Annotated in this window: 17 protein-coding genes; 16 read left to right on the top strand and 1 reads right to left on the bottom strand. The window is 30.4% G+C overall.

From position 1 onward, the window contains the following. The 4 genes from HBE96_RS01890 to HBE96_RS01875 all read left to right on the top strand — a co-directional run bounded on the left by HBE96_RS01890 (position 1) and on the right by HBE96_RS01875 (position 4,223). On the top strand, positions 1-1,008 hold the full coding sequence (locus HBE96_RS01890; RefSeq protein WP_169296076.1) for a dTDP-glucose 4,6-dehydratase: 1,008 nt from the start codon (positions 1-3) through the stop codon (positions 1,006-1,008). A 348-nt stretch (positions 1,009-1,356) separates the two neighbouring features. Beyond that, positions 1,357-1,533, top strand: a complete 177-nt coding sequence (locus HBE96_RS01885; protein ID WP_169296075.1) for a YjfB family protein — start codon at positions 1,357-1,359, stop codon at positions 1,531-1,533. 357 nt (positions 1,534-1,890) lie between these two features. Further along, on the top strand, positions 1,891-2,685 hold the full coding sequence (locus HBE96_RS01880; RefSeq protein WP_169296074.1) for a flagellin N-terminal helical domain-containing protein: 795 nt from the start codon (positions 1,891-1,893) through the stop codon (positions 2,683-2,685). Positions 2,686-3,161: 476 nt separating this feature from the next. After that, a complete protein-coding gene (locus tag HBE96_RS01875) occupies positions 3,162-4,223 on the top strand; it encodes an HD-GYP domain-containing protein (RefSeq protein ID WP_169296073.1) in 1,062 nt (353 codons plus the stop codon). Positions 4,224-4,759: 536 nt separating this feature from the next. Here the strand turns inward: HBE96_RS01875 and HBE96_RS01870 are convergent. Beyond that, positions 4,760-5,092 carry a single-stranded DNA-binding protein gene (locus tag HBE96_RS01870; RefSeq protein ID WP_169296072.1) on the bottom strand — a complete coding sequence of 111 codons (333 nt, stop codon included), beginning with the start codon at positions 5,090-5,092 and terminating at the stop codon, positions 4,760-4,762. Between the two features lie 286 nt (positions 5,093-5,378). Between HBE96_RS01870 and HBE96_RS01865 the strand changes: the two genes are divergently transcribed. The 12 genes from HBE96_RS01865 (at position 5,379) to fliF (ending at position 23,004) form a co-directional block, all read left to right on the top strand. Beyond that, positions 5,379-5,717, top strand: a complete 339-nt coding sequence (locus tag HBE96_RS01865) for a hypothetical protein (RefSeq protein WP_169296071.1) — start codon at positions 5,379-5,381, stop codon at positions 5,715-5,717. A 181-nt stretch (positions 5,718-5,898) separates the two neighbouring features. Then, positions 5,899-8,661 carry a cell wall-binding repeat-containing protein gene (locus HBE96_RS01860; protein ID WP_169296070.1) on the top strand — a complete coding sequence of 921 codons (2,763 nt, stop codon included), beginning with the start codon at positions 5,899-5,901 and terminating at the stop codon, positions 8,659-8,661. A gap of 15 nt (positions 8,662-8,676) precedes the next feature. Continuing rightward, positions 8,677-10,926 carry a cell wall-binding repeat-containing protein gene (locus HBE96_RS01855; RefSeq protein WP_169296069.1) on the top strand — a complete coding sequence of 750 codons (2,250 nt, stop codon included), beginning with the start codon at positions 8,677-8,679 and terminating at the stop codon, positions 10,924-10,926. Positions 10,927-11,219: 293 nt separating this feature from the next. Then, the gene (locus HBE96_RS01850) at positions 11,220-16,484 is read left to right on the top strand and encodes a DUF5050 domain-containing protein (protein ID WP_169296068.1); all 5,265 of its coding nucleotides are present in this window, start codon (positions 11,220-11,222) and stop codon (positions 16,482-16,484) included. Positions 16,485-16,805: 321 nt separating this feature from the next. Continuing rightward, entirely contained in the window at positions 16,806-17,489 is a 684-nt protein-coding gene (locus HBE96_RS01845; RefSeq protein WP_169296067.1) for an Ig-like domain-containing domain, read from the top strand. An 85-nt stretch (positions 17,490-17,574) separates the two neighbouring features. Further along, positions 17,575-17,889 carry an ArsA-related P-loop ATPase gene (locus HBE96_RS01840; protein ID WP_169296066.1) on the top strand — a complete coding sequence of 105 codons (315 nt, stop codon included), beginning with the start codon at positions 17,575-17,577 and terminating at the stop codon, positions 17,887-17,889. A 210-nt stretch (positions 17,890-18,099) separates the two neighbouring features. Further along, complete coding sequence (locus HBE96_RS01835) at positions 18,100-18,780, top strand: Ig-like domain-containing protein (protein WP_169296065.1); 681 nt, start codon at positions 18,100-18,102, stop codon at positions 18,778-18,780. Between the two features lie 36 nt (positions 18,781-18,816). Beyond that, the gene (locus HBE96_RS01830) at positions 18,817-19,674 is read left to right on the top strand and encodes a flagellin N-terminal helical domain-containing protein (protein WP_169296064.1); all 858 of its coding nucleotides are present in this window, start codon (positions 18,817-18,819) and stop codon (positions 19,672-19,674) included. A 447-nt stretch (positions 19,675-20,121) separates the two neighbouring features. Continuing rightward, complete coding sequence (gene flgB / locus HBE96_RS01825) at positions 20,122-20,523, top strand: flagellar basal body rod protein FlgB (protein ID WP_169296063.1); 402 nt, start codon at positions 20,122-20,124, stop codon at positions 20,521-20,523. Positions 20,524-20,638: 115 nt separating this feature from the next. After that, on the top strand, positions 20,639-21,073 hold the full coding sequence (gene flgC / locus HBE96_RS01820; RefSeq protein ID WP_169296062.1) for a flagellar basal body rod protein FlgC: 435 nt from the start codon (positions 20,639-20,641) through the stop codon (positions 21,071-21,073). A gap of 11 nt (positions 21,074-21,084) precedes the next feature. After that, a complete protein-coding gene (gene fliE, locus HBE96_RS01815; RefSeq protein WP_169296061.1) occupies positions 21,085-21,396 on the top strand; it encodes a flagellar hook-basal body complex protein FliE in 312 nt (103 codons plus the stop codon). 21 nt (positions 21,397-21,417) lie between these two features. Beyond that, positions 21,418-23,004 (top strand): flagellar basal-body MS-ring/collar protein FliF, encoded by a 1,587-nt coding sequence (gene fliF / locus HBE96_RS01810; RefSeq protein ID WP_169296060.1) that lies wholly within the window; start codon positions 21,418-21,420, stop codon positions 23,002-23,004. Positions 23,005-23,006 lie beyond the last annotated feature (2 nt).

Below are 23,006 nucleotides of genomic sequence, written 5' to 3'. Positions count from 1 at the left end.
ATGAATATGTTAGTAACTGGGGGAGCAGGATTTATAGGACGTTGGGTTGTTAAAAGATTATTGGAAGATGGACATAAAATAGTGGTGCTAGATAATTTATCTAATGGAAGAATAGAAAATATACAAGAGTTTCAGGAAAATAAAAATTTTAAGTTTATAAAAGGCGATATAAAGGATCAGGGAACTTTAAATGAGGTTTTCAAGGAAAAGTTTGATATAGTATATCATCTTGCTGCGTCTATAAATGTTCAGGATAGTATAGATGATCCAAGAACAACTTTTTTTAATGATGCAGTAGGAACTTTTAACATACTTGAAAAAGCTAAGATACAGATGTTTGGAAAAAACGGAAGAATGGATGGAGCTGGTTGGATTTTAGATTCTGGTGAAGATACATATCCTTGTAAAGTTGTATTTATGAGTACTTGTATGGTATACGATTTAGCTGGAGAAGCTGGAATAGACGAAAATCATTCAGTGAATCCAGTATCACCATATGGGGGAAGCAAAATTGCAGCAGAAAACATGGTGCTTTCTTATTATAATGCATATAAATTGCCAACTGTAGTAATAAGACCTTTTAATACCTATGGACCATTCCAGAAAACTGGTGGCGAAGGTGGAGTAGTAGCTATATTTATAAATAATTCAATACATGGTAGAGATATTAATATATATGGTTCAGGTGAACAGACCAGGGATCTTTTATATGTGAAGGATTGTGCTAGATTTATAGTAATGTCAGGCTATTCAGATAAAGTTAATGGGGAAGTAGTTAATGCTGGAACAGGAAGAGATGTTACTATAAATGAATTGGCAGAAATTATTACAAAGAGTAGAGTAAAAGTAAATCATGTAAAACATATTCATCCTCAAAGTGAAATTATGAAGTTAAAGTGTAATTATGATAAAGCAAAAATATTTATTAACTGGGAACCAGAATATACATTAGAGCAGGGAATAGAGGAAACTGAACAGTGGATAAGAGGTACAAAACTTCTAAAATAGAGGTGATAAAATCACCAATGGGTCAAAGATACTCAGATTATGGCAATACAGTTTTTGCTTAAATAATGATAGTACTTCAATATTATACATAGAAACATGAATTTATGGAAAAATAACTGTTAGTGTGTGCGTTTAAAAGAAGAGAATATAGAGCATAATGTATTTACGTTTTATTTTAAATAAGTTAATCTTGTAATTTACAGATAAAAATATATAGGAAAACTCTTTAAATTATTATTTTATAAACGATACTTAATAATAAATGGCTGTGATATATTTAAATTATAATTAATTTTTATATGATATAGCCTAAGTTAAAATAAAAATTAAGTTATAGGGGGGATTTGTATGGATATATCAGCATTATCAGTGGCAATGAGTCAATCTCAAGTAATGACTCAAGCTAGTGTTTCAGTAATGAAAATAGCTATGAATACATGTGAACAAAATTCGCAGAATATGACAGAAATGATTGAAAAATCAGCCAATCCTAATTTAGGCAAAAATTTAGATATAAAAGTATAACATAATAGAGTAAAATTTCAATTAGATGAGAGTTTTACAGTTGTCAGTTATTTAATCAATAGAAGCTAATGGAGATTACAATGATCTTATTAGCTTCTATTTTTTATGACATTATGGTATATTCATACATTTATGTGTAAAACAACTTTCTATTTAGCATAATTCGAATATTAGGCGTATCTTATTTAATAGAGTTAGAAGAGTTTATGAATATAATAAAGCTGATAAATTATGAATGAAACCAAAAATCTATAAAATTACATAAAAATTTTGAAGAGTATTGTAAATATTTGTGGAAAATGGTAGTATAAAAATATAAGTTTTACACAATTAAATAATTTAAGGTGGTGATTAAATATGCAGATACAATCATATTCATCCTCATACTATAATCAATCTATTGCTGGTAAACAAATGGCAATGCTTCGTATAGCAACAGCTAGTAAGCTTAATAGTGCTGCTGATAATGCTGCAAATTTGGCCATATCAGAAAATTTGAAAAGTCAAGGTACAGGGTTAGATCAAGCATCTAGAAATATTCAGGATTCTACATCTTTGCTAGACACAGCAGAAGGCTCAATGGGCAACAGTACAGATGTTTTACAGCGCATGAGAGAATTAACTGTACAAGCAGGTAATGGTACTTTAACTGATGAGGATCGCTCGTGTATACAGCAGGAAATGGATCAATTGAAGTCCCAATTAGATTCAAATGCAAAGAACACTCAGTTTAATGGTATTTACACCAATAATGGAACATTGAGCAATTTTACAACACAAATAGGTGCTAATAGTGGTGAAAATATGTCTATATCTATAGGAAATGTTTCTAGTGATGCATTAGGTATTAGTACAAATGTTGCAACACAGTCTTCAGCTTCAGATAGTTTGAAAAGCATTGATGGTGCCATTAATCGACTTTCATCTTCCCGCAGTAAAATTGGGGCTATAACTAATAGTCTTGATTATACTATGGATAATGCAAATCAAACATCACTTAATTATCAATCAGCTAATTCTAATTATACAGATTCTGACATTGCTCAACAAATAAGCTTATTTACCCAATCTAATACAAAATTATATTCTAGTATTGCAGCTTTATCAAATTCAATGCAGCAACAACAAAGTAGTATATCTTTATTGGTATAAAGATCAATAATATATCTAATTTTTTGTGTATAAATAAAAGAATAATAATAAAAAATGCAAGAATTATTCTTGCATTTTTTTAATAAAGCTTTATAAACAATAATATAGACTTAAATGTGAAGAAAATATCTATAAAATTCAAGAAGTTTATGAAGTAAGAGTATTCAGAAAGAGAGAATTTTTTTAGAGGCTAGAAAACCTAGTATTAAAACAGTAAAAGTAGAAGAATTTAATATTTGTATAGAAAATAAGAAAAAGAATATATTTAAAGTTTAAAATTAGATAACTGCAATTTAAAAAATTAATATTTATTTCGAATATAGATGAAAAATGTATAAAAATTGTATATAATATAATTCATAAGAAAACAATTTGTAAGTATTTTCAATATATTTGACTTAAATTTTAAATAAAATTAGAATTTAAAGCCAACTGATATATTTCTTAATTGATTATAATTTATAGGAGTGTGTTAAATGAAGTTGCAGCTTATTAATAACTTAAACGGAGATGAAATACTAGGAAAAAATATATTTACAAGTGATGGTAGGGTACTTCTTAAAGCAGGTACAAAGTTAAATGGCAGTTATATAAGAAAAATGTTGGAAATGGGAATTTTTTATGTATATGTTGAAGACGAAAGGTTAGCAGATGTCAATGTAGAAGATGAAAAAGTAAGTCAGTTGAAACAGACAACTTTGGAGAATATGTCAAAGATAATGAAAAGCACATCTATGGTATCAGATAAAAAAGCAATGAATGACTATATAAAAGTTGTAGAAGATCTTATAAGTTATATACAAAGAGACGCAGATATAAACCAAAGCTTATATGATATTCAAACCTATAGTAATATTACTTATGTCCATAGCATTGATGTATGTATTATGTCTACTTTTATAGGTACTGCTATGAAATTAGATTCAAATTCCATTAAAGAATTAGGAGTTGCAGCAATTCTTCATGACATTGGAAAAATTGTATTACCTAAAAATGTAGTAAATAAAGAAGGAAATTTTACGGAAGAAGAACTAAAGCAATTTAAGGAGCATCCATATTTGGGAGCTGCTATTTTAAAGAAGAATTTAAGAATATCAGATGCCATAGTAAAGGCTGTCCAGCAGCATCATGAGAGAATGGATGGTAAAGGCTATCCTTATGGAATGGATGGAAAGTCTATATCAAGGTTTGCACGTATAATTACCATAAGTGACGTTTATGATACTATAACTAATAGCAGGGAATATAAAAAAACATTTACACCCAATGATGCTTATGAATTGATATTGGCAGGTAGTGGCACTATTTTTGATAAGGATATAGTAAAAATATTTAAGAAATCATTTTCAGTATATCCACTTGGATGTTGTGTAAAATTGTCTGATGGTGTGGAAGGCTATGTGGTAAGACAAAATGAAAATTTTCCTGATAGACCTGTAATTAGAGTTATTTATGATAGTGAAACTAAAAAAGATGTGGAACCTTATGAAATAGATTTGGTAAAAAGTATAAGTTTAGTCATAACTAGTATTGTATAAAATGTAATTCGTAAAATAAAAATATTGCGACGCAACTTTTTAGGTGGAGTCCGCATTGAATATATGGTGTATAAAAGCTCCCTCCACCTAAAAAGTTGTGTAGTAACTATTGTAATTTTAATATTAAAAATTGCTTATAATACATTATGATCAATCTCTTTCGAAATATTTATGCAAAATAGAAAATAACTTATGACAATTGAATTATATGCGTACGCTTGAAGTTACTAGTTTGGATTTTAACTTTTATGTAGTGATATATGGTAAGTGTTTCATCACATTAGCTAAATTGTTTTAGTATTATTCTTAGTTCAAAATTTTTGAAAGCCTTAGAACTTTAGTCCTGTTTGAGGGAACCGAGTTTGACAAAGTTCTTAGGCTTTCAAAAATTTCGAGCTTTAGAATAATTAAAACATTTAGCAGTGATGAAACACTTACCATATATCATGGAGTAAAAGTTAAAATCCAAACTACTACTGCACCTTTGCGTCGCAATATGCCCAAACTGTGAAGGTTGAATTAGTTACTAGTTTTTGCTACATGGCTTTTTCTTTTTTACTTTCTAAAAATTTAATTGTATCTGCTTGAACCATAGTGAAATATTTTTTTATATTATTATTGTCCACATAACTTCCAGTGATTATTTTTCCACTTACTCCTACTAATTTTCCTTTAGTAAGATATTCATGCATCTTACAAGGGTGGTCACTCCAGTAAGCTATTTCAATGAAGTCTGTTTTTTTGTCTTTATCTTTGGAATAATTTCTATTTACAGCTAATCTGAATTTTACGGCGCCTCTTGTACTATTTTGCAATTTTATAATTTTGGAATCTTTTGTAAGCCTTCCAATAAGCATTACTTTATTCAATTTTTAAACCTCCCTATTAACTTTCTTATAGAAAATTATAACCAGATAGAGATGCATTAATCATAAAGACATAAAACTATTTTTAAAAAATTAAAAATGTATTCGATAATTTTAATATTTATTGTAATATATGTGCATATGATTAAAAATAAATAAAATTCATATTTAATAAAAATTTTAATTAATTTATATATTCAATTGACTAGAGCTAAGTAAATTGTTAAAATAAAGTTAATAAAGTTTATTTTTGTAGGTTAATTTATTAATATAAAGGTGGGAATTTAATTTGGAAAATGAAGAAAAAATGTATATAGATAAAAAACTTATAGAAAAAGTAAGAAATGGGTTAAGTATTATAAAAATGTCAAGTAGGGAAAAAGATATAAGGAAAGAAGCAGAAAAGTTATTTGATCTTTTAGATGAAGAGATAAGTATAAATAGTTTGTCTCTTGAGGAGAGAATATTGAAAAAAATGAAAGAAACCAAAAATACTGATCCAGATATGAATGCCAATTTATATATTTTACATAGAAAATTAGTAAATGGTCAGATAACTCGAAAGCAAGCTTTAGAAATGTTTGATATGTATGTTAAGATAGAACCTTATGAAACTAAAATGTTTTAAAAAAGAATTAAATCTAGGATGGATGCTGTGCATATTCCTAGATTTTTTTGATGCATTTTGTAAGTTATGGTACAATTATCCTTTAGACAATGATTAAGGATAATTTAATATTGTTCGATAATAATATAAACAAAGTATGTTTTTAACTATGAATTTATATTTTACATTTGGAGGAAAAAAAGTGATTAAGAGAAGGAAGAATATAGCCATTTTAGTATTAACATTTGTTTTAAGTACTACGTTTCCATATACAGTACGAGCTTCATTTCCTAATATAAAAAGATTGGGGGGAAGTGATAGGTATGATACTTGTATTAAGGTAGCACAGGATGGATGGTCTTCTTCTTACTATGCAGTAATTGCTTGTGGAGAAAATTATCCCGATGCTTTAAGTTCAGTTCCTCTTGCTAAAAAGTATGATGCGCCTATACTTCTAACATATAGCAATTTCATGCCATCAAAAATTATGGATGAAATTAAGCAGCTCCATGTAGGAAAAGTATTTCTAATAGGAGGACAAGGGTCTATAAATAGTAGCATAGAGAAGCAATTGCAAAATCAAGGAATACAAACTGAAAGATTAGCAGGTGCTGATAGATACGAGACTTCTGTAAAGATAGCTGAAAAGTTTGGAAAAACAGAAGCAATTACAGTAGCTACAGGAGAGGATTATGCAGATGCTTTATCTATAGGACCTGCTGCAGCAGCTATGGGAGTTCCTGTGCTTTTAGTTCCTAAAAATTATGTTCCTGATGTAACGAAGAAGTATATAAGAAATTTAAATACTATAAAAAATAGTGAATATGATAATAGCAGCAATAGTAGTTCAAATAGTAGTAATAATAGTAATAATAGTAATAATGCTAACACCAGTTCGGGAATTTTTAGAGATTACCATGTTTTTGTAATGGGAGACAGTAACGTAGTAACTGATAATGTAGTTGATGAATTTCAAGGTGAGGGGAATACTGTAGAAAGAATTGAAGGAAAAGATCAATATTATAGAAATATAAATGCAATAGGTAGGTTCGTTCAAAAGGCCAGTGCTACAAGTACACAAAATAGTAATTATAATGATGATAATAACAAACAAACTCAATATTTTGTTAAGGGCGATATGTTAAGTCTTGATAATTTGTATTTAGCTTCAGGTGGAGGTTTTGCAGATGCGTTATCTGGAGCAGCACTTGCAGCAAAAACAAAATCTCCTATAATACTTTCTGGTTCGTCTAATTCAGGGTTAGTGAAAGACTTTATCTTAAGCAAGATTCCTAATTACGGAAGCGACTCTGTAAATCCTGAATATCTTACAGTTCTTGGAGGAGAAGGAGTAATGCCAGGAGCAAAAGTAAGTGAAATATTTGGAAATATAGCTTTCGATAACGCAGTAGGATTTAAGTCAGATTCGGATTCAGTTAAATTTCCAGATAAAGCTTTTGAAAAAGTTATAAGAGATAAATTGAACATTCATGATAGGAATATATATTTTTCAGATGTAAAAGGAATAACTTCTTTAGATCTTACTAATCAAAATATATTAAGTATTTCAGGAATTGAAAATTTAGTTCATTTAAAAAGTTTAAATTTAAGTTATAACCAAATAAAAGATATAAGTCCTATTGTCAGATTAGATGAACTTGAAAATCTTAATTTAAGCCATAACAATATAGAAGATATATCTTACATTTCAAATTTAGTAAATCTTAAAGAACTTAATGTAAGTGATAATAGAATAGAGGATCTTAATCATTCAAGAAAAATGTATAAGGAAGAAAATGAGACAGAATATGAAGAAACTAGTGATAATGTTTTTAAAAAGTTAAAGTATATTGTTTCTTTAGATTTAAGTAACAGTATTTTAGATGATTATTCTAGCAATAGAAATAGAATAACAAGTCTTAGTAATTTAAAGGATATGACAAGTTTAGTATCTTTGAACTTAAATGGTAATGATGTTGGCAGCTTGGATAGCTTAAAGGATTTAACTAATCTAACTACATTAAAATTAAGTCATGCTGACTTATATGATTTAGATTTTATAGAAAAACTGACAGGCATAACTTATCTAGATATAAGCTATAACAGCTCTATAGATAGTGATGATTTAAAGCCTTTAAAAAAATTAATTAATCTTAAATATTTAAATGCTAGCAATGATAAAATAGATGATGTATCTTTGCTTAGTGGACTTACACATTTAACTACTCTTTATATAGAGGATAATCCTATAAAAGACTATACACCAATATTAGATATTTCAAAATCTCTATATTATAAAGATTTCGATGTGTCATCAATTATAGGTACGAGCTCCTATGACAGTGATATTACAATTGATGCTCAAATTAAAGACCAAATTTCAAATTTTCAAAGCATGTATAGCTATGGAGATTATACTAAACTTAGGTATAGAAAGCTATATCATGCATATGATTTAGGCACATATGATAGTCAATTGCAAGATCTTTATAAAAATAGAAATTGGATTACTTATGAAATATCTTTAAGTGGTATGACTCAAGGATATATAGACAACCTTAAAAATCAATTGAATAGTATTAATTATAATGTAGAGGAAATGAGTAAGAAAGATTCTATGAATAAGAAGGTTAAAGATTTGGAAGCACAACTTTTATATACATCTAAACCTATAGAAAAAGAGAAGCTAATAGGAAAAATAAATTATGTTTATGCAGATTACAGATATGACTATTATAGAAATTTAGTACAAAAATACAGTAGTGATATGGAAAAAATTAAAGAGCAGATTCAAGAAGCATCCTATGAAACAGCAAATTATTCAAGTAATAAGGATATAAAGAATCTTCAGTATGCCTTAGATGAAATTCAAAAGGATAGTGATTTGGCTTCGCAAAAAATAATAATGTATCAAAATTATAAAGATTTTTTTAATGCTGTAAATGCAGTTTTGGAAGAAATTTAGAAAGGAGTAGTAACATTGAAAAGTAAAAGATTAACTTTTATTGTAGCAATGATAGCAGCCAGTTTATGTTTTTCAACTTTTAAAGTTAAGGCTGAGGTTGTAACAACTAGGTATAATGGTATAGATAGGTATGAAACTGCAGCTAAAGTTTGTCAAGATGGATGGAAGGCTAGTTCTTCATATGCAGTTATAGTAAATGGAGAAAATTTCCCAGATGCTTTATCAGCAGCTCCTTTAGCTAAAAAATTTGATGCTCCTATTTTACTTACATCTAGAGATGTGTTAAATCCTTATACTTCGGTAGAGATAAATAGGCTAGGTGTAAAAAATGTATTTATAATTGGAGGTAGAGGAGTAATATCTCAGGCTATAGAAGATTCCTTAAAGTCCAGAGGAATTAAAGTTACCAGATTAGGTGGAGCTGACAGATATGATACAGCTATACAGATAGCAGGAAAACTTGGTAAATCTAATGAAATTGCACTTGTAAATAGCAACGATTTTAGAGCTGGAATGTCTATTTCTGCCATAGCAGCAGCTAAAGGTATGCCAGTAATTCCTGTAGATACATATAGTATGCCAGCTTCTGTAAGCAAATATCTTCAAGGATATAAAAAAGCAGATCAAATATATGTAGTAGGTGGACAAGATAAAATAAGTGATTCTGTAATATTGGGGCTTCCTAATGTAAAGAGAATAGGTATCGGGGATAGTTACAGTTCCAATATAGGTATAATAGAAGCTTTCATAGGGGAATTAAAGACAGATACTGTGTATATTTCGTCAGCTAAAGATTTTCCAGATTCTTTAGGAGCTTCAGCACTTGCACCAAGAACGTATTCACCTGTTGTATTTGTAGATTCTCCTATGTCTTATGATACGCAGAATTTTTTAAAATCTCATATAGTTAATAATATAAAGGTTTTAGGAGGTCCAGGAGCAGTTACTTATGAATCTGAGCAAATTGCTAAAAATTTACCGAGTGCAGTAGCTAGCATACAGAATGTTACAGATACTATAATTCAAAATGAAAAGTATACACCTAGACCAACTATGGTTGTAACTGCTAGTGATGGTAGTAAAAAGGAAGTTAGTGTGGATTGGAACCTTACTAAAATAAATACATCTAAACCAGGATTATATACTTTTACAGGAACTATTCATGGTACAGATAAAACGGTCTTTTCTACTCTTATAGTTAAGCCAATACCTTATAAGATTGATGATTTGGTAAAAACAGCAAGCAGCAGGAATTTTTATAATCTCCCAACTACTGTGGAAGCTCAAATGACTGATGGTACAAAAACCCAAGTGCCTGTTACTTGGGATTATGGAACTCAAAGTGGAAATAAACCTGGTGTATATGTTTTTAATGGTACTGTTGATAACTACAGTAAAAAGGTTAAGCTTACTTTAACAGTTAGTGATAGTGGAACAAGTACAAAAATTATAAAGACTATAAACAATATAAAGAAAACTGTAAGTGTTAAATCAAGTTTCACACTACCAACTACTGTAACAGCTATAATGACCGATAATTCAACCCAAAGTGTACCAGTAACTTGGGGAGCTGAAAATAAGTATGGTACTGGAGTATATACTTATGAAGGAACTGTAAGTGGATATAGTGGAAAAGTAGGCCTTATGCTTATAGTTACAGGAGAAGGAGGAGTAGATCCGAATGATCCAAGTTACCCAGACAATCCAGTAGATCCTAGCAATCCAGATGCAGTTGATTTAGGTGAATTAGCAGCTATAATGCAGGGGGATTCATATCCTGCTACAGTAAAGGATCCAACAACAGGAAAACAAGTAGCAGTAACTTGGACAGATGCTGTTAGTATTGATTCTAATTTTACAGATACTAGTGATTATCTAGATGATTGTAGAATTGCTAAGTTTACTTTAAATGGTGTCATAAGTGGTAATAGAAAAGTTAAAGCAACTGTAGGAGTAATTCCAAGAATTCTAGCTATTAATGGAGATGGAAGCACAAGTGTAGGTACAAGTAGTTCTTTGACTAAAGTAACTATAAATGTTTTGAAAAGTGACTGTACAGATGGTGTGCTTAATATGAGTAGTTTATCAGATAGGATATATGCAGTTATAAACGGCTCAGGCGGAACTAAAAAAGCGAAACGATTACGGGTCCTTTTATGGAATCCACCGGTTATAGATTTAAGTAGTGCTAGTACTTATCATGTAACAGCAACTATAGAACATTGTACATCAACAGTTGCGGTTACGATAAAAGTTATTAGTTAATATATAAAAGAGCGGAGTTTCTGCTCTTTTATACTAAAATTTTTACAATTTGTTACGATTATAATAATATGGAGTAATAGTTACAATTAAAGTTACTAATTAGTATAGGAAAGGACGGAAATTCTGTCCTTTCTTGTAAATATTATTAATAAATATCCAAATACAAACTAAAAGTTTGCAATTAGTTTACGAGTATAGTAATATAATCAAAATTATTTTTGAATAACAATTAGTGATAAATTTTTAGTTTTAAACTAAAATAGTAAGTTTATATAAAAGAGGAGGTTTATTTAATGAAAAAAACTAAAATGCTGGTATTAACCGCAGCTATGGTATTAGGACTTAGTACGGCCGTAGAAGCTAAATTACCAGCTAATGCTGTAGTGATTGGAAGCAACATTTATGATGTAAACTATTTGACCAGTAATATATCAAAAATAAATGATGAAATAATGAATAATTTAGGGTCTATTTTTTATGTTGATAGCACTAAGACAACAAAGGACATGTTTACTGGATCAACTCTTGATGATGCTCAAATAGTAAACAGAGTTGGAAACACATTAAATTATTATACTTCAACTGGAACTGTTCAAAAGCTAGTAGCAGATTCAAATAATCAGTTTGATGATAGTGGAGTAATAGTAGGAAATTTGTCTGCTGTATTAAATATAAGCTATAAGAAGGTTACAATTGGTACTCAAACCTTATATGCTTATACTGTAAAAGTAAATCAGCTTTTAGGACTGCAGGATGCTGCTTATTTCAGTTTAGATACTAGTTCTACTGTTTCATTAAGTGAAGTTAACACTTATATAGGAACTACACTGGCTAGTGTACCTAGATTGACTGTATATAATTCAGCTCAAAAAGATATAGCTAGTGGTACAATAACAGGAATAGCTCTTACCCAAGATAGTGGTACTATTGATGTACCAGTAGCTTTACATTATGATGGAAGCCAGGGAACAGAATCAGGAAACGGGAATACTGCTGTTAACTTAGTTAATAGTGGTTTTACTGCCATAGATCCAGATGCTAAATGGATGTACTATGTTAACACTGCTGATTCAAATAAACTTTACAAAAAAAGTGTGAATGGAGTAGAGGATACACCTATAAGTGATGACCGTGCAGGATATATAAATGTAGTAGGGGATTGGATATACTATGTTAACTACAGTGATGGATCAAAGATCTATAAAGTAAGAACAGATGGTACTCAAAGACAAAAAGTTGCTGATGATATGGCATCTCATTTAAATATAATGTCAGGTAAAATTTATTATATTAATCATAGTGACAGAGCAAGAATTTATGTGATAGATTCTCAAGGAAAAAGACAACTTTGCAGTGATTCAGCTAGCTTATTAAGTGCTGGAACTAATAATTTCTTGTACTATCTAAATACTTTAGATGGAAACAAATTATATAAATATCTTTTAACAACTGGTAGTAAATCACCTGTTAGTGATGTTTCAGCACAGCATATAAATGTTATAGGAGATAGTTCTGTATTATATACAGGAAAAGATGGGTTATTATATGCTACTAATGGATCTTATTATTCTAATCCACAAGGTACAACAGCAGTTACAAATATTCCATCAGGCAAAGGAACTAGTACTACACTAAAGACTGTAAATGATAAGCTTACTGTTATATGTGCTGAAGATGATGCTAATATTTATTATAAGAGTTATGCTGATGGTGGAAAGTTATATAAATTAGATAAGAAAACAGGAAATGGATATAAAGTTTTAGATGACTCTGTTGATTTTGTAAATATTATTGGAGATAATATTTATTACTTAAAAAGTGGAAAAATGTATTCTATTCCTAAAAATTCTGATGGTACAGCAAAGGGTACGGCAGTAACTAAGCCTAAATCAAACTTTAAGATAGTTGAAATAAAGAAGCTAGATACTATTAGAACAGATGATATAAACAAAGTTAATCTTCCAGAGAGAGTTTCTGTAGTAATGAGAAATGGGTCAACAGAAGAAAAGACAGAACAACTTGTCGTTAATTGGAATAAAACTATACCTAAATCAAATAAGGGCGTATACACTTTCTCGGGAACTATTTTAGGATATGGAAATAGTGTTACTGTATCGGTAATCTTAGATTCAGGAGTTATAGATCCAGCAAATGTTGCTGTTACAAATGGAATTGGAAGTAAGGATACTGTTGTAGTAAGTAAATTAAATCAAGGTGATATCATAAGTGTATATACTGGTTATACAGATACTAAACCAATTAAAACAGCTACTGCAGCATCAAATGGTATAGCTAATATGACAGGCTTGAACTTAAATCCAAATGGAGACTATTTATACATTACTATAACAAAGGTTGGTAAAGCAGAAGGTCAAAAAACTGCTTACTTGTATGCACCAGAAGCTCCAGTAAACTTTGCTGTAGATGCTGCTGCTGGAACAATTTCAGGATTAAAATCAGGAATGAGTTATAAGGTATTCTTAGAGACACCAGATTCTAAGACTGGAAGTCTGCCAGATGTTCCGGATACTACAAAGCAAGTAGGTAGTACAATAACAGCGGGAACAAACGGAACTATATCAGTTCCACAACTAATGACTATGACTGATTTAAAACAATTAAGATTAGTCGCAACAAACATGAGTGATAGTCTTCCATCTGCACCTATAGAAGTAGGAAAACCTAAACTTACAGATTTAAGTGTAGATTTATCTAATGCAAGAATCGTTGGAACTTCTGCAGAGATGGAATATAGTTATGCATATGATAGTATTAATAATACAAATTCTAGTGATTGGACTCCTTGTACAGCAATAACTACTAGTGTATCAATGACCAGATCCCTACAAGTTTCTGTAAGGCTAAAAGCTAACGGACCTCACCTTCAAAGTGATGTTGTTACCTTTGGATTATTCCCAGCTCCAGTTATTACAGGAATTAAAGATAAAGAAACTTATGCAATTCAAAAGGATATTAATGTAGGTTGGCAGATTAACGATGGAGTAACTTATGATGCAGTAATTTATAATTTAACTGCTGATCCAAATAGACAAAATCCAGTTACTGGTATTATCAATGGAGGTGTTTTAATTGGTCCTTCAGGTAAAATTACTAGTGCATTACCACAGGGAACAAGTTATGAACTTGTAGTAACAGCTACAAAGAGTGCAGGAGGTCAAACTGGTAAATCTAAGACAACTGTGCATTTTGCTGTAAGTTCAGGACAACCTCAGACTGTAGATGTAACTATGGCTGAAAAACCAGGAACAATGAAAAAAGTATCTGGAGCTTGGCAAAAAATAGATCCAGCTACAGATGCATTGACTTATTATAGTGCAACACCTACATGGACTGATTATCCAAGTACATCAAGTGCAGCTGTCCTTCAAAGAATTCCTTTTGGTGCTGGGAATGACTTATCAAAGGTAGCTATACCTACTTTGCAAACAATGGATTGGGAAAATTCAGCTAAGGTTGCCTTTGCACCTAATACACCTATTACACAGGACGGATATTATAAATTAACCATAACATCTACTGCAGATGATAATAAAGCTACTAATGATACTGTAAAGTATTTCAAAGTAGACAATAGTAGAATTGCAGTTTTACCAACAGTTACAGCTGATCCTACACTAGTTGAGAACGGCACTTATGATGGAGGATTGAAGTCAATTACTATAGCTGATGACACAACTAAGGGAACAGAAAGTATAACTACCCCAACACTTACTCGCGATGGTTACTCAACACAACTTACTAAGAAAGATGGTAGCCCTATGACCCCAACGCAACCTGGAGATAGTGCTACTAGTGGAGATATAACATTGAAGGGTACGTACCAGTTAGTTTTAGATACTGTAAATGTAGTAAATGGAAGAACAGCTCACAAATCTATACCATTTATTGTAGATAACGCAACTAATGTTTCTGATGGTGTAAATATAGACGATATTTTAGTAGCAACGGATAACAATAGTGTAACAGTAAAAAATGTACCATATAATGCTACAATTAAGGTATATAATAGTTCAGGAAGCTTCTTGGCTTCACAAACTAATACTGGACAAAAAGGAACTGTGACAGTAACTATCCCTGGAGGAATATCACCAACTGAGTCTTGTATTTATGTAACACAAACTAATGCTGGAAAGACAGAAAGTAATAGAACACAAAAGACGCTAGCATTATCACCAAGTATAAAATCAATTTCACCAGTAATTCTTAACGAAGAAGAAGATACTGGTAAGGTATATGGAATTGCAACTGGAGGAGGTAAAACAAATACTATAGCTGTAGAAGTACAGAATGGAACAGTAGAGGGAGCTGAAAGTGCTGTTGTAACATCTAGCGTAACATTGACCACAGGAACTATGCCAGCAGGATTAACTTACAGTGCAGTAAAATTAGATGATACTCATGTTGGAATAGTTATTGAAGGAACAGCAGATCCAACAAAGGGTCAGGGTAATAAATCAGATAGTGTAGATAACTTGGTATTTACTATAAGTAAAGATATAATAACTCCAACAGCGGCAAAAGCTACAGATGTTGATTTAAAAACAAATGCTATCGCTATAAACTTTAATGGAGCACCAGCACCTGTAGAAAAAGATAAAATAGTAGTTAAAGATGTTGGAAATAACGGTAATGGAGGAGACTTACAAGTTACTTTTGATCCATCATCGGAGGAAGGTACAAAGGTAAGTGGTTATAGAATATTTGTAGTAAAACATGGAACTACCGGAACTACCTTTACATTAGCAGATGCAAATAAAGTATCAACAGGAAATTATACTGATGTTTCAAAAACGGGATTACCTATAACAAGAGTATTAGATACATCAGCTAATGATACAAGTGGTGCAAAAATTGTAAATGGAACAGCTTATGATATTTATGTAATGGCTATAGCAAGTGGAGCGGCTAATATAAATTCATTATCTGATCCAGTAGAGAATTTTACTCTTAGTAATGCACCAATACCAACAATAGCTTCAGTAGCAGGTAAAACAACATCACCAGCAATTTCAAAGGATAGTGATGTTGATGTAGTAGTTAATGGTGTGTCAACAGGAAATAAAGTAACTATCTATGATGGTAATACACCAGTATCAGTAGGCAGCGGAATAGTAGCTTCAGGACAAACTACAATAACAGTTCATGTTACTGGTTTATCAGAAGGTGATCATACGTTAACAGCTACAGCTGTAACTACAGCAACAAGTACAGATGCAGGCGCTACTTCAGCAGCATTTAAATGTACTGTTGACAAAATTATAAGCACACCAACAGTTGGTAGTGGATCGACAATAAACTCATTAGTATTAAATGCAAGTAATGGTGAAACCGACTGGGCTTCTGTTACAATAACAAATGGTGGTTCAGCAAAAGTAGCATCATCAAGTTACTCTGTATCAGCAGGAAAGACTTGTAATATAACTGGAATTACAGCAAGTGATACACAAACAGTAGTATTTACAGTGACAGATATTGCTGGAAACACTAAGCAATTTACAGCTACTTTGAATGGAACAACTTGGACCATTTCAGGGTAAGTAGCAAGCTCACTTCGTTCGCAACATCCCCCGGGGGTCATGAACAAAGTGTGAACGGATAATAGAAAAAGACAATAGCAAGTGGTAAATATAAGCAAAACAACAAGAGGAGGGAGGAGATACCTTCCTCCTTAAATTAAAAAAGCAAGGCAATGCTTTTTTAGTTGAGAGCTGACAGCGGACAATTGACAGTGAAGGAGGATGTTTCTCCGAGAAATCTTAAATTTATTATATTTTAGATTTTCTGCATCGATAGCGGAAGAAGATCACCCATAACTTTCCACTCTCAATTCTCAACTGTTAGAAGAGGAGGAAATTATATTGATAAAACAAGTTAAAAAATATAGTGTAATAGCATTAACAATGTTTGTATTTCTAGCTTTTAACAGCATCAGTGTTTTTGCTGCTGATGATAGTGTTTTAAGTTTAGGCACCAGAACTATAACAGATGTAAATAAGACGTGGACAGTAACTTTTAGTAGCCCAATAGATTTTAGTTCTGTACTTGGCAACATACAAATTAAAGATGTTACTTCAGGTAATAATCTTTCAATAACTCCAATGCAGGGTGATAGCAAAGCAATTGTTAAAGTGGATGCTCCTTCAGGTGGCTATATATTAGGTCATACTTATCAAGTCACTGTAAATAAAAATATAAAATTGTTAAGTGGAAATTCTTTAGCTAGAACTACTACACTTAATTTTATAGTTACATCAAAAGCTAATAGTACTAGTAGTGGTTATGCTATATCTGCAAATGTTACTGTATCACCAGCAATTAGTATTTTTAAACAAATAACAATAACTTCTACAAACTTACCAGATGCAGCAAAATGTAAGATTGAAGGAAACAATAATTTGGTTGACATAGGCAAATCTATATTCTTAGTGGTACCTGGAAATACTGTTAAAGTTTATATATATGATTCAAAAGGAAATGTAATTGGAACAGCTGATCTGGATGTTTCAACTACTAAAAATAATATGAGTTTGAATTTAAAATAATATTGTAAAATTTTATGTATTGAACCCACACAATAAATATGTTAAAATTTTCTTGCTAAAATAATTTATTATGTAGGTGAATTAAATGGAAAATGAATTGTTATTGAAAGCAATGGGAAATTTATTAGATAAAAAGTTAGAGCCAATATATCAAAGACTAGATAGCATAGATGAACATTTAGATAAAATGGATAAACGTTCGGATAAGATGGATGAGCGTTTAGATAAAATGGATAAACAGTTAGACAACTTAGAAAGAGTTCAAAATGAAATAAAAACAACTCAGACAACAATTGTGAGGTTTATTACTGAGGCTGATAGTGAATTTGTAAAGCTAGAAGAAAAAACAAGGGATATAGATAAGCTTAAAAAGGTAATTAACATTAGTAATGTTAAATAGTTAATTGAAGAAGTATTATAAATAGGCTAGAGTAAAAAAAATCTAGCCTATTTATTTTTATTATTATTAAAAAATTAAATAAAGTGATTATAATGGAAATACGTTAATACATTTTGTAAAACTAAATTTACAAAATACAGTAATGACCATAAAGAATTAACTACATATTAACGATAATAAATAAGTAGTACTTTAAAGGGGGAATAAGAATTGAAAAAAATTATAAGAAGAGCTGCTTTAATTTTAACTTTTGTAATGATGTGTTGTGTTTCTTATGGTGCTTTAAATGTTTCGGCAGCAGAAGATTTTAAAGATATGGGAAATAGAGCTATAAGTGATGTGAACAAAGCTTGGATATTAAAATTTACAACGCCAGTAGATATTAGTTCTTTAAATAATAATGTTACTGTGCAAGATCTTACAGATGGAAGTCCTGTTAATGTAACTATTTCAGCAGGGGATGATGAAAATTCAGTAAAGATTAATCCACCTTATGGAGGATATAAAATGTCACATAAATATAAATTATCTATAGCAAAAAATGTTAAATCTAAAAAAGGTCATGGTTTACCAAAATCTGTTGTATTAAATTTTAACTTAGATTCTAAAGATAATAATAGTTATACTGCTTCAGCAAATGTGATAGTTGCTCAAGCTATTTCTGTATTTAAACAAATAACTGTATCTACAAATTTACCTTCTGTTTCTAAATATAAAATAGAAGGAAATAATAATTTATTTAATATCGGTAGTACTGCAATTTCGATTATAGGGAGCAATACAGTAAAAGTTTATTTATATGATAATAAAGAAAATTTACTTGGAACTTGTAATTTGGATGTAAGTTCTACAAGAAATAATATCAATATGAGCGTGGTATTAGCGGATTAAATTGTAAAACTAATTATATGATATGGAGTGAATAATATGAGATTGAATCATAATTCAGCATCGCTAAATGTGTATACAGCTTATTCAAAATCATTGAAGAGCCAAAGTGTTGCTATGAACAGGATATCTTCAGGGTATAAAGTAAATAATGCTAAGGATAGCCCTAATGGTATTGCTGATAGTGAAAGACTTAGAATGCAAATAAGAGGACTTCAAGCAGCATCAAGAAATTCACAAGATGGTATTAGTATGCTTCAAACTGTTGAGGGTGGCTTGGACAATATGACTTCAATGCTTCAAAGAATAAGAGAACTTGTAGTACAATCAGGAAGCGCAAATACTTCACAAGATAAACAGATAATGCAAAATGAAATTGATGAGATGATAAATGGAATGGATAACATATCTAAAAATACTGAATTTAATGGGATTAAGTTTCTAAGTCAGGAGAAAGATTTGGAAATGGTTGTTGGCGCTAATGTGGGAGAAAATATTATTGTACCACAAAAAGATGTAAGTGTTAATAACTTGAAAACTTCAGACGGTAAAAGTTTGTCGCAAATGAAATCTGGAGGTTTATACAATATAACAGATAGTAATAACATTAACGATGCTTTAAATATTGTGGATGAATCTTTAAATAGCATACTATCTATAAGAAGTCAGTATGGAGCACTAGAAAATAGATTTCAAGAAAGTTTTAGTGATACAATTGAAATGTCTGACAGGCTTGAGTCTGCAGATAGCGGGATTCGTGATGCAGATGTTGCAGAGGAAATGATTAATTACACCAAGTCAAGTATACTTGTTCAAGCGGGAAATGCTATGATGGTTCAAACAAATAAGTTACCTCAGGATGCATTGAAAGTACTAGAAAATGTGAGAAGTAGATAATATATAAAAATTAAATAATGTGTAGAAAGCAGTACCAAATTTCATGAAAAACTAAAATGGTGCTGTTTTTTTTAATTAAAAAATAGAAAAACGACTTATTTATTCAAAAAAATTTGTAAAATTATATTGAAGAAAAATTTACATGTGAAAGTTAGGTAGCAAAACATACTTTGATATTGTATAATAAAAGGGACAAAATCCTGGTATTTAAATTAAATTTATGATTTTAGTTTTGATAATTATAGAAATTAATGCGTTTTTAAATGCAATTAAAACTTTTTACTAAAAAAATAAAAAAAAATTCAACATTTTTTCTTTAAAATTAACATTTCTTTTAAATTTTATGATAAAATAGTTTATGTTGAGTGTGTTTTAATACAAAATAAAATTATATTAAAATTATAAGAATTTGAAAAAAAAATTTATACAAAAATGGGGGATTGTAAGTTGAACATTAGTAGTCTTTCTAAAGATCAAGAAGTTTATAGCTTGATTAAAAAGGGATTGGATGCTTCCACAGAAAGAAGCAGAGCAACAGCAGATAATATTGCAAATATAAATACAAAAGGTTACAAAAGAAAATATGTAACTTTTGAAGAATCTTTAAAAAGTAATTTAGATGATTTAGATTTAAAAACTACAGATAACAAACATATTAAATTACAAGGAAACTATGGAGAAATAAAAACGAATGTAGATAACTCCACTAGTATGAATCAAGATGGAAATAATGTAGATATAGAAAATGAAAAAGCTAATCAAGCTGCAAATACATTAATGTATATGGCACTTTTGAATCAGGCTAATAGTAGATTAACTTCAGAAAAATATGTTATCAGTGGAAAGTAATTTTTAAAAATAAGTTTTGTTAACAAAATATTAATAAAGTTGTAACTTAGAGTGTGTAACAATTGTGTAAAATTTAGTAGAGAAAATTTTATTTTTATGAAGGGGAAGAATTTTTATGATTAAAGCATTTAATAATTTAAGAATAAGTGCCAGTGGTCTTTCGGCAGAAAGACTGAGAATGGATACCATAGCCTCTAATATAGCTAATGTAGATACTACTAGAGGTACTAATGGACAACCTTATAGAAGAAAAATTGCGGTTTTTCAAGAAAATTTAACTAATCAACTAAATAAGCAGAATGGACAATATGAACAAACTCCTCTAGGAGTAAAAGCTGTAGGAATTGTAGATGATCAATCACCTCTTAGAAGAGTTTATGACCCATCAAATCCAGATGCAGATGCCCAAGGATATGTATCTAAACCAAATGTAAATATCTTAAATGAAATGGCAGATATGATGGTAGCTACAAGATCTTATGAAGCTAATATAGATGCAATTAGTTCTGAAAAAACTATGTTCTCAAAAGCATTAGAAATTGGAAAGTAGGGTGATTTATTATGAAGATAAATGAATTTGTTCCTGATAGTAAAATTTTTCAAAAAATTGGAACTAGTAGTAATGATAACTCAGAAAATAAAGAAACAGAATCTGTGGGATTTGGAGAATTTTTAAAAGGAAAATTAGATGAAGTAAATGCACAGCAAATAAAATCAGAAGATACCACTGAGAGTTTTATAAAAGGTGATGAAACAAATATACATAAAGTTATGTTAGATACTGAGGAAGCTAAAATGTCATTAGAACTTGCAGTCCAGATTAGGAATAAGTTCGTGGAGGCCTATCAAGAACTAAATAGGACACAGTTATAGTAAGTAAGGAGTGCTAAGTTAATGGGTAAGCTATCACAAATTTTTAAAAATTTAATAGAGAAATGGAAAGGCTTAAGTAAAAAAAAGAAGATAGCTTTTGGAATAATTTTCACAGCAATTATAGGAACTTTAATATATTTAGGAATGTATTTAGGTTCAACAAAGTATGAGGTTTTATTTTCTAATATGGACTCTGCAGATTCTGCAGCAGTTTATAAACAACTTCAAACTGACAAAGTTGATGCAAAAGTTCAAGGCAATTCTATATTAGTACCTAAAGGTCAAGTAGATAAATTGAGAATGCAGATGTTATCGGAAGTTAGTATGACTAATGGAAGCCAGGGATTTGAACTTTTAGATAAAACTAAATTAGGGTCTACAGATGCAGAAATGAAGATAAATTACCAAAGAGCTCTTCAGGGAGAATTAGAAAGAACTATAAAAAGTCTTCCAGAAATACAAAATGCAAGGGTAAGTCTTGTACTCCCAGATGATACCCAATTTGTTAAGGATACACAACCAGGAACTGCGTCTGTAACATTGCAGATGAAACAAGGACAAAAGTTAAATTCAGATCAAGTAAAAGCATTAGTATCACTAGTATCAGGAAGTGTTAAGAATATTCCTAAAGAAAATGTAGAAGTAATAGATGACAAGTTAACTTTACTTTCCAAGGATATTTTTAATAATAGTAATAAAGATATAAGCGATTCTACTACATCAGCAGAAAAACAGCAAGATTTAAAACAACAATATGAAAAAGAATTGGAAAAGAAACTTTTAAATATGCTGGAGGCTGTTTATGGAAAGGACAAAGTTAAAGTTAAAGTTAATGCAGATTTAGATTTCGATGCTGTACAGCAGGATTCTACTACATATGATCCAAAGAGTGTAGTGGTAAGTGAACATAATATAAAAGATACTTCTACAGATAAAGGAACCACAGCTTCTAGCAGTCCTGTGGATAATAATATGACTAACACCACAACAGCAAATAATGGCAATGGTACATCAACTCATGATGAAAGTACTAAAAACTATGATGTATCAGAGGTAAAACAGAAAACTATAAAGGCGGCAGGAGCAGTAAAAAGATTAACAGCCTCTGTGGCTTTAGATGGAAATGTAGATCCTACAACTAAAACTTCCATAAATAATCTTGCGGTGTCAGCTATAGGCTATGATGCTAAAAGAGGAGATACTATAAATGTAGAAGGTATTCCTTTTGATACCACACTGCAGGATAAAGCTAAAAAAGATTTAGATGCTATGAATAAAGCAGCAGATCAGGCTAAAAAGACAAAAATGTATACTATACTTGGAGTTTTAGGAGCACTAGTTCTTGGTGCAGCAGTAGCTTTATTCTTATGGAGAAGAAAGAAGAAAGAGGAAGAAGAAGAATTATTTGATGATGAAACTGAAGGAATTGATGTAATTGTAGGAGATGAAATAGAACCTACAAAACAGCAGTTTAAGTTTAAATCAGCAGATTTAGAAGAAGAGAATGAACAGACTCATATGGAAAATGAAATAAAGAATTATGCAAAAGACAAGCCAGAACAAGTTGCAGATATTGTAAAAACATGGCTAGCAGAAGATGAGAGGTGATA

This window comes from Clostridium muellerianum (assembly GCF_012926525.1).
Classification (GTDB): Bacteria; Bacillota; Clostridia; order Clostridiales; family Clostridiaceae; genus Clostridium_AM; species Clostridium_AM muellerianum.
This window is presented reverse-complemented; position numbering and strand designations above follow the sequence as displayed.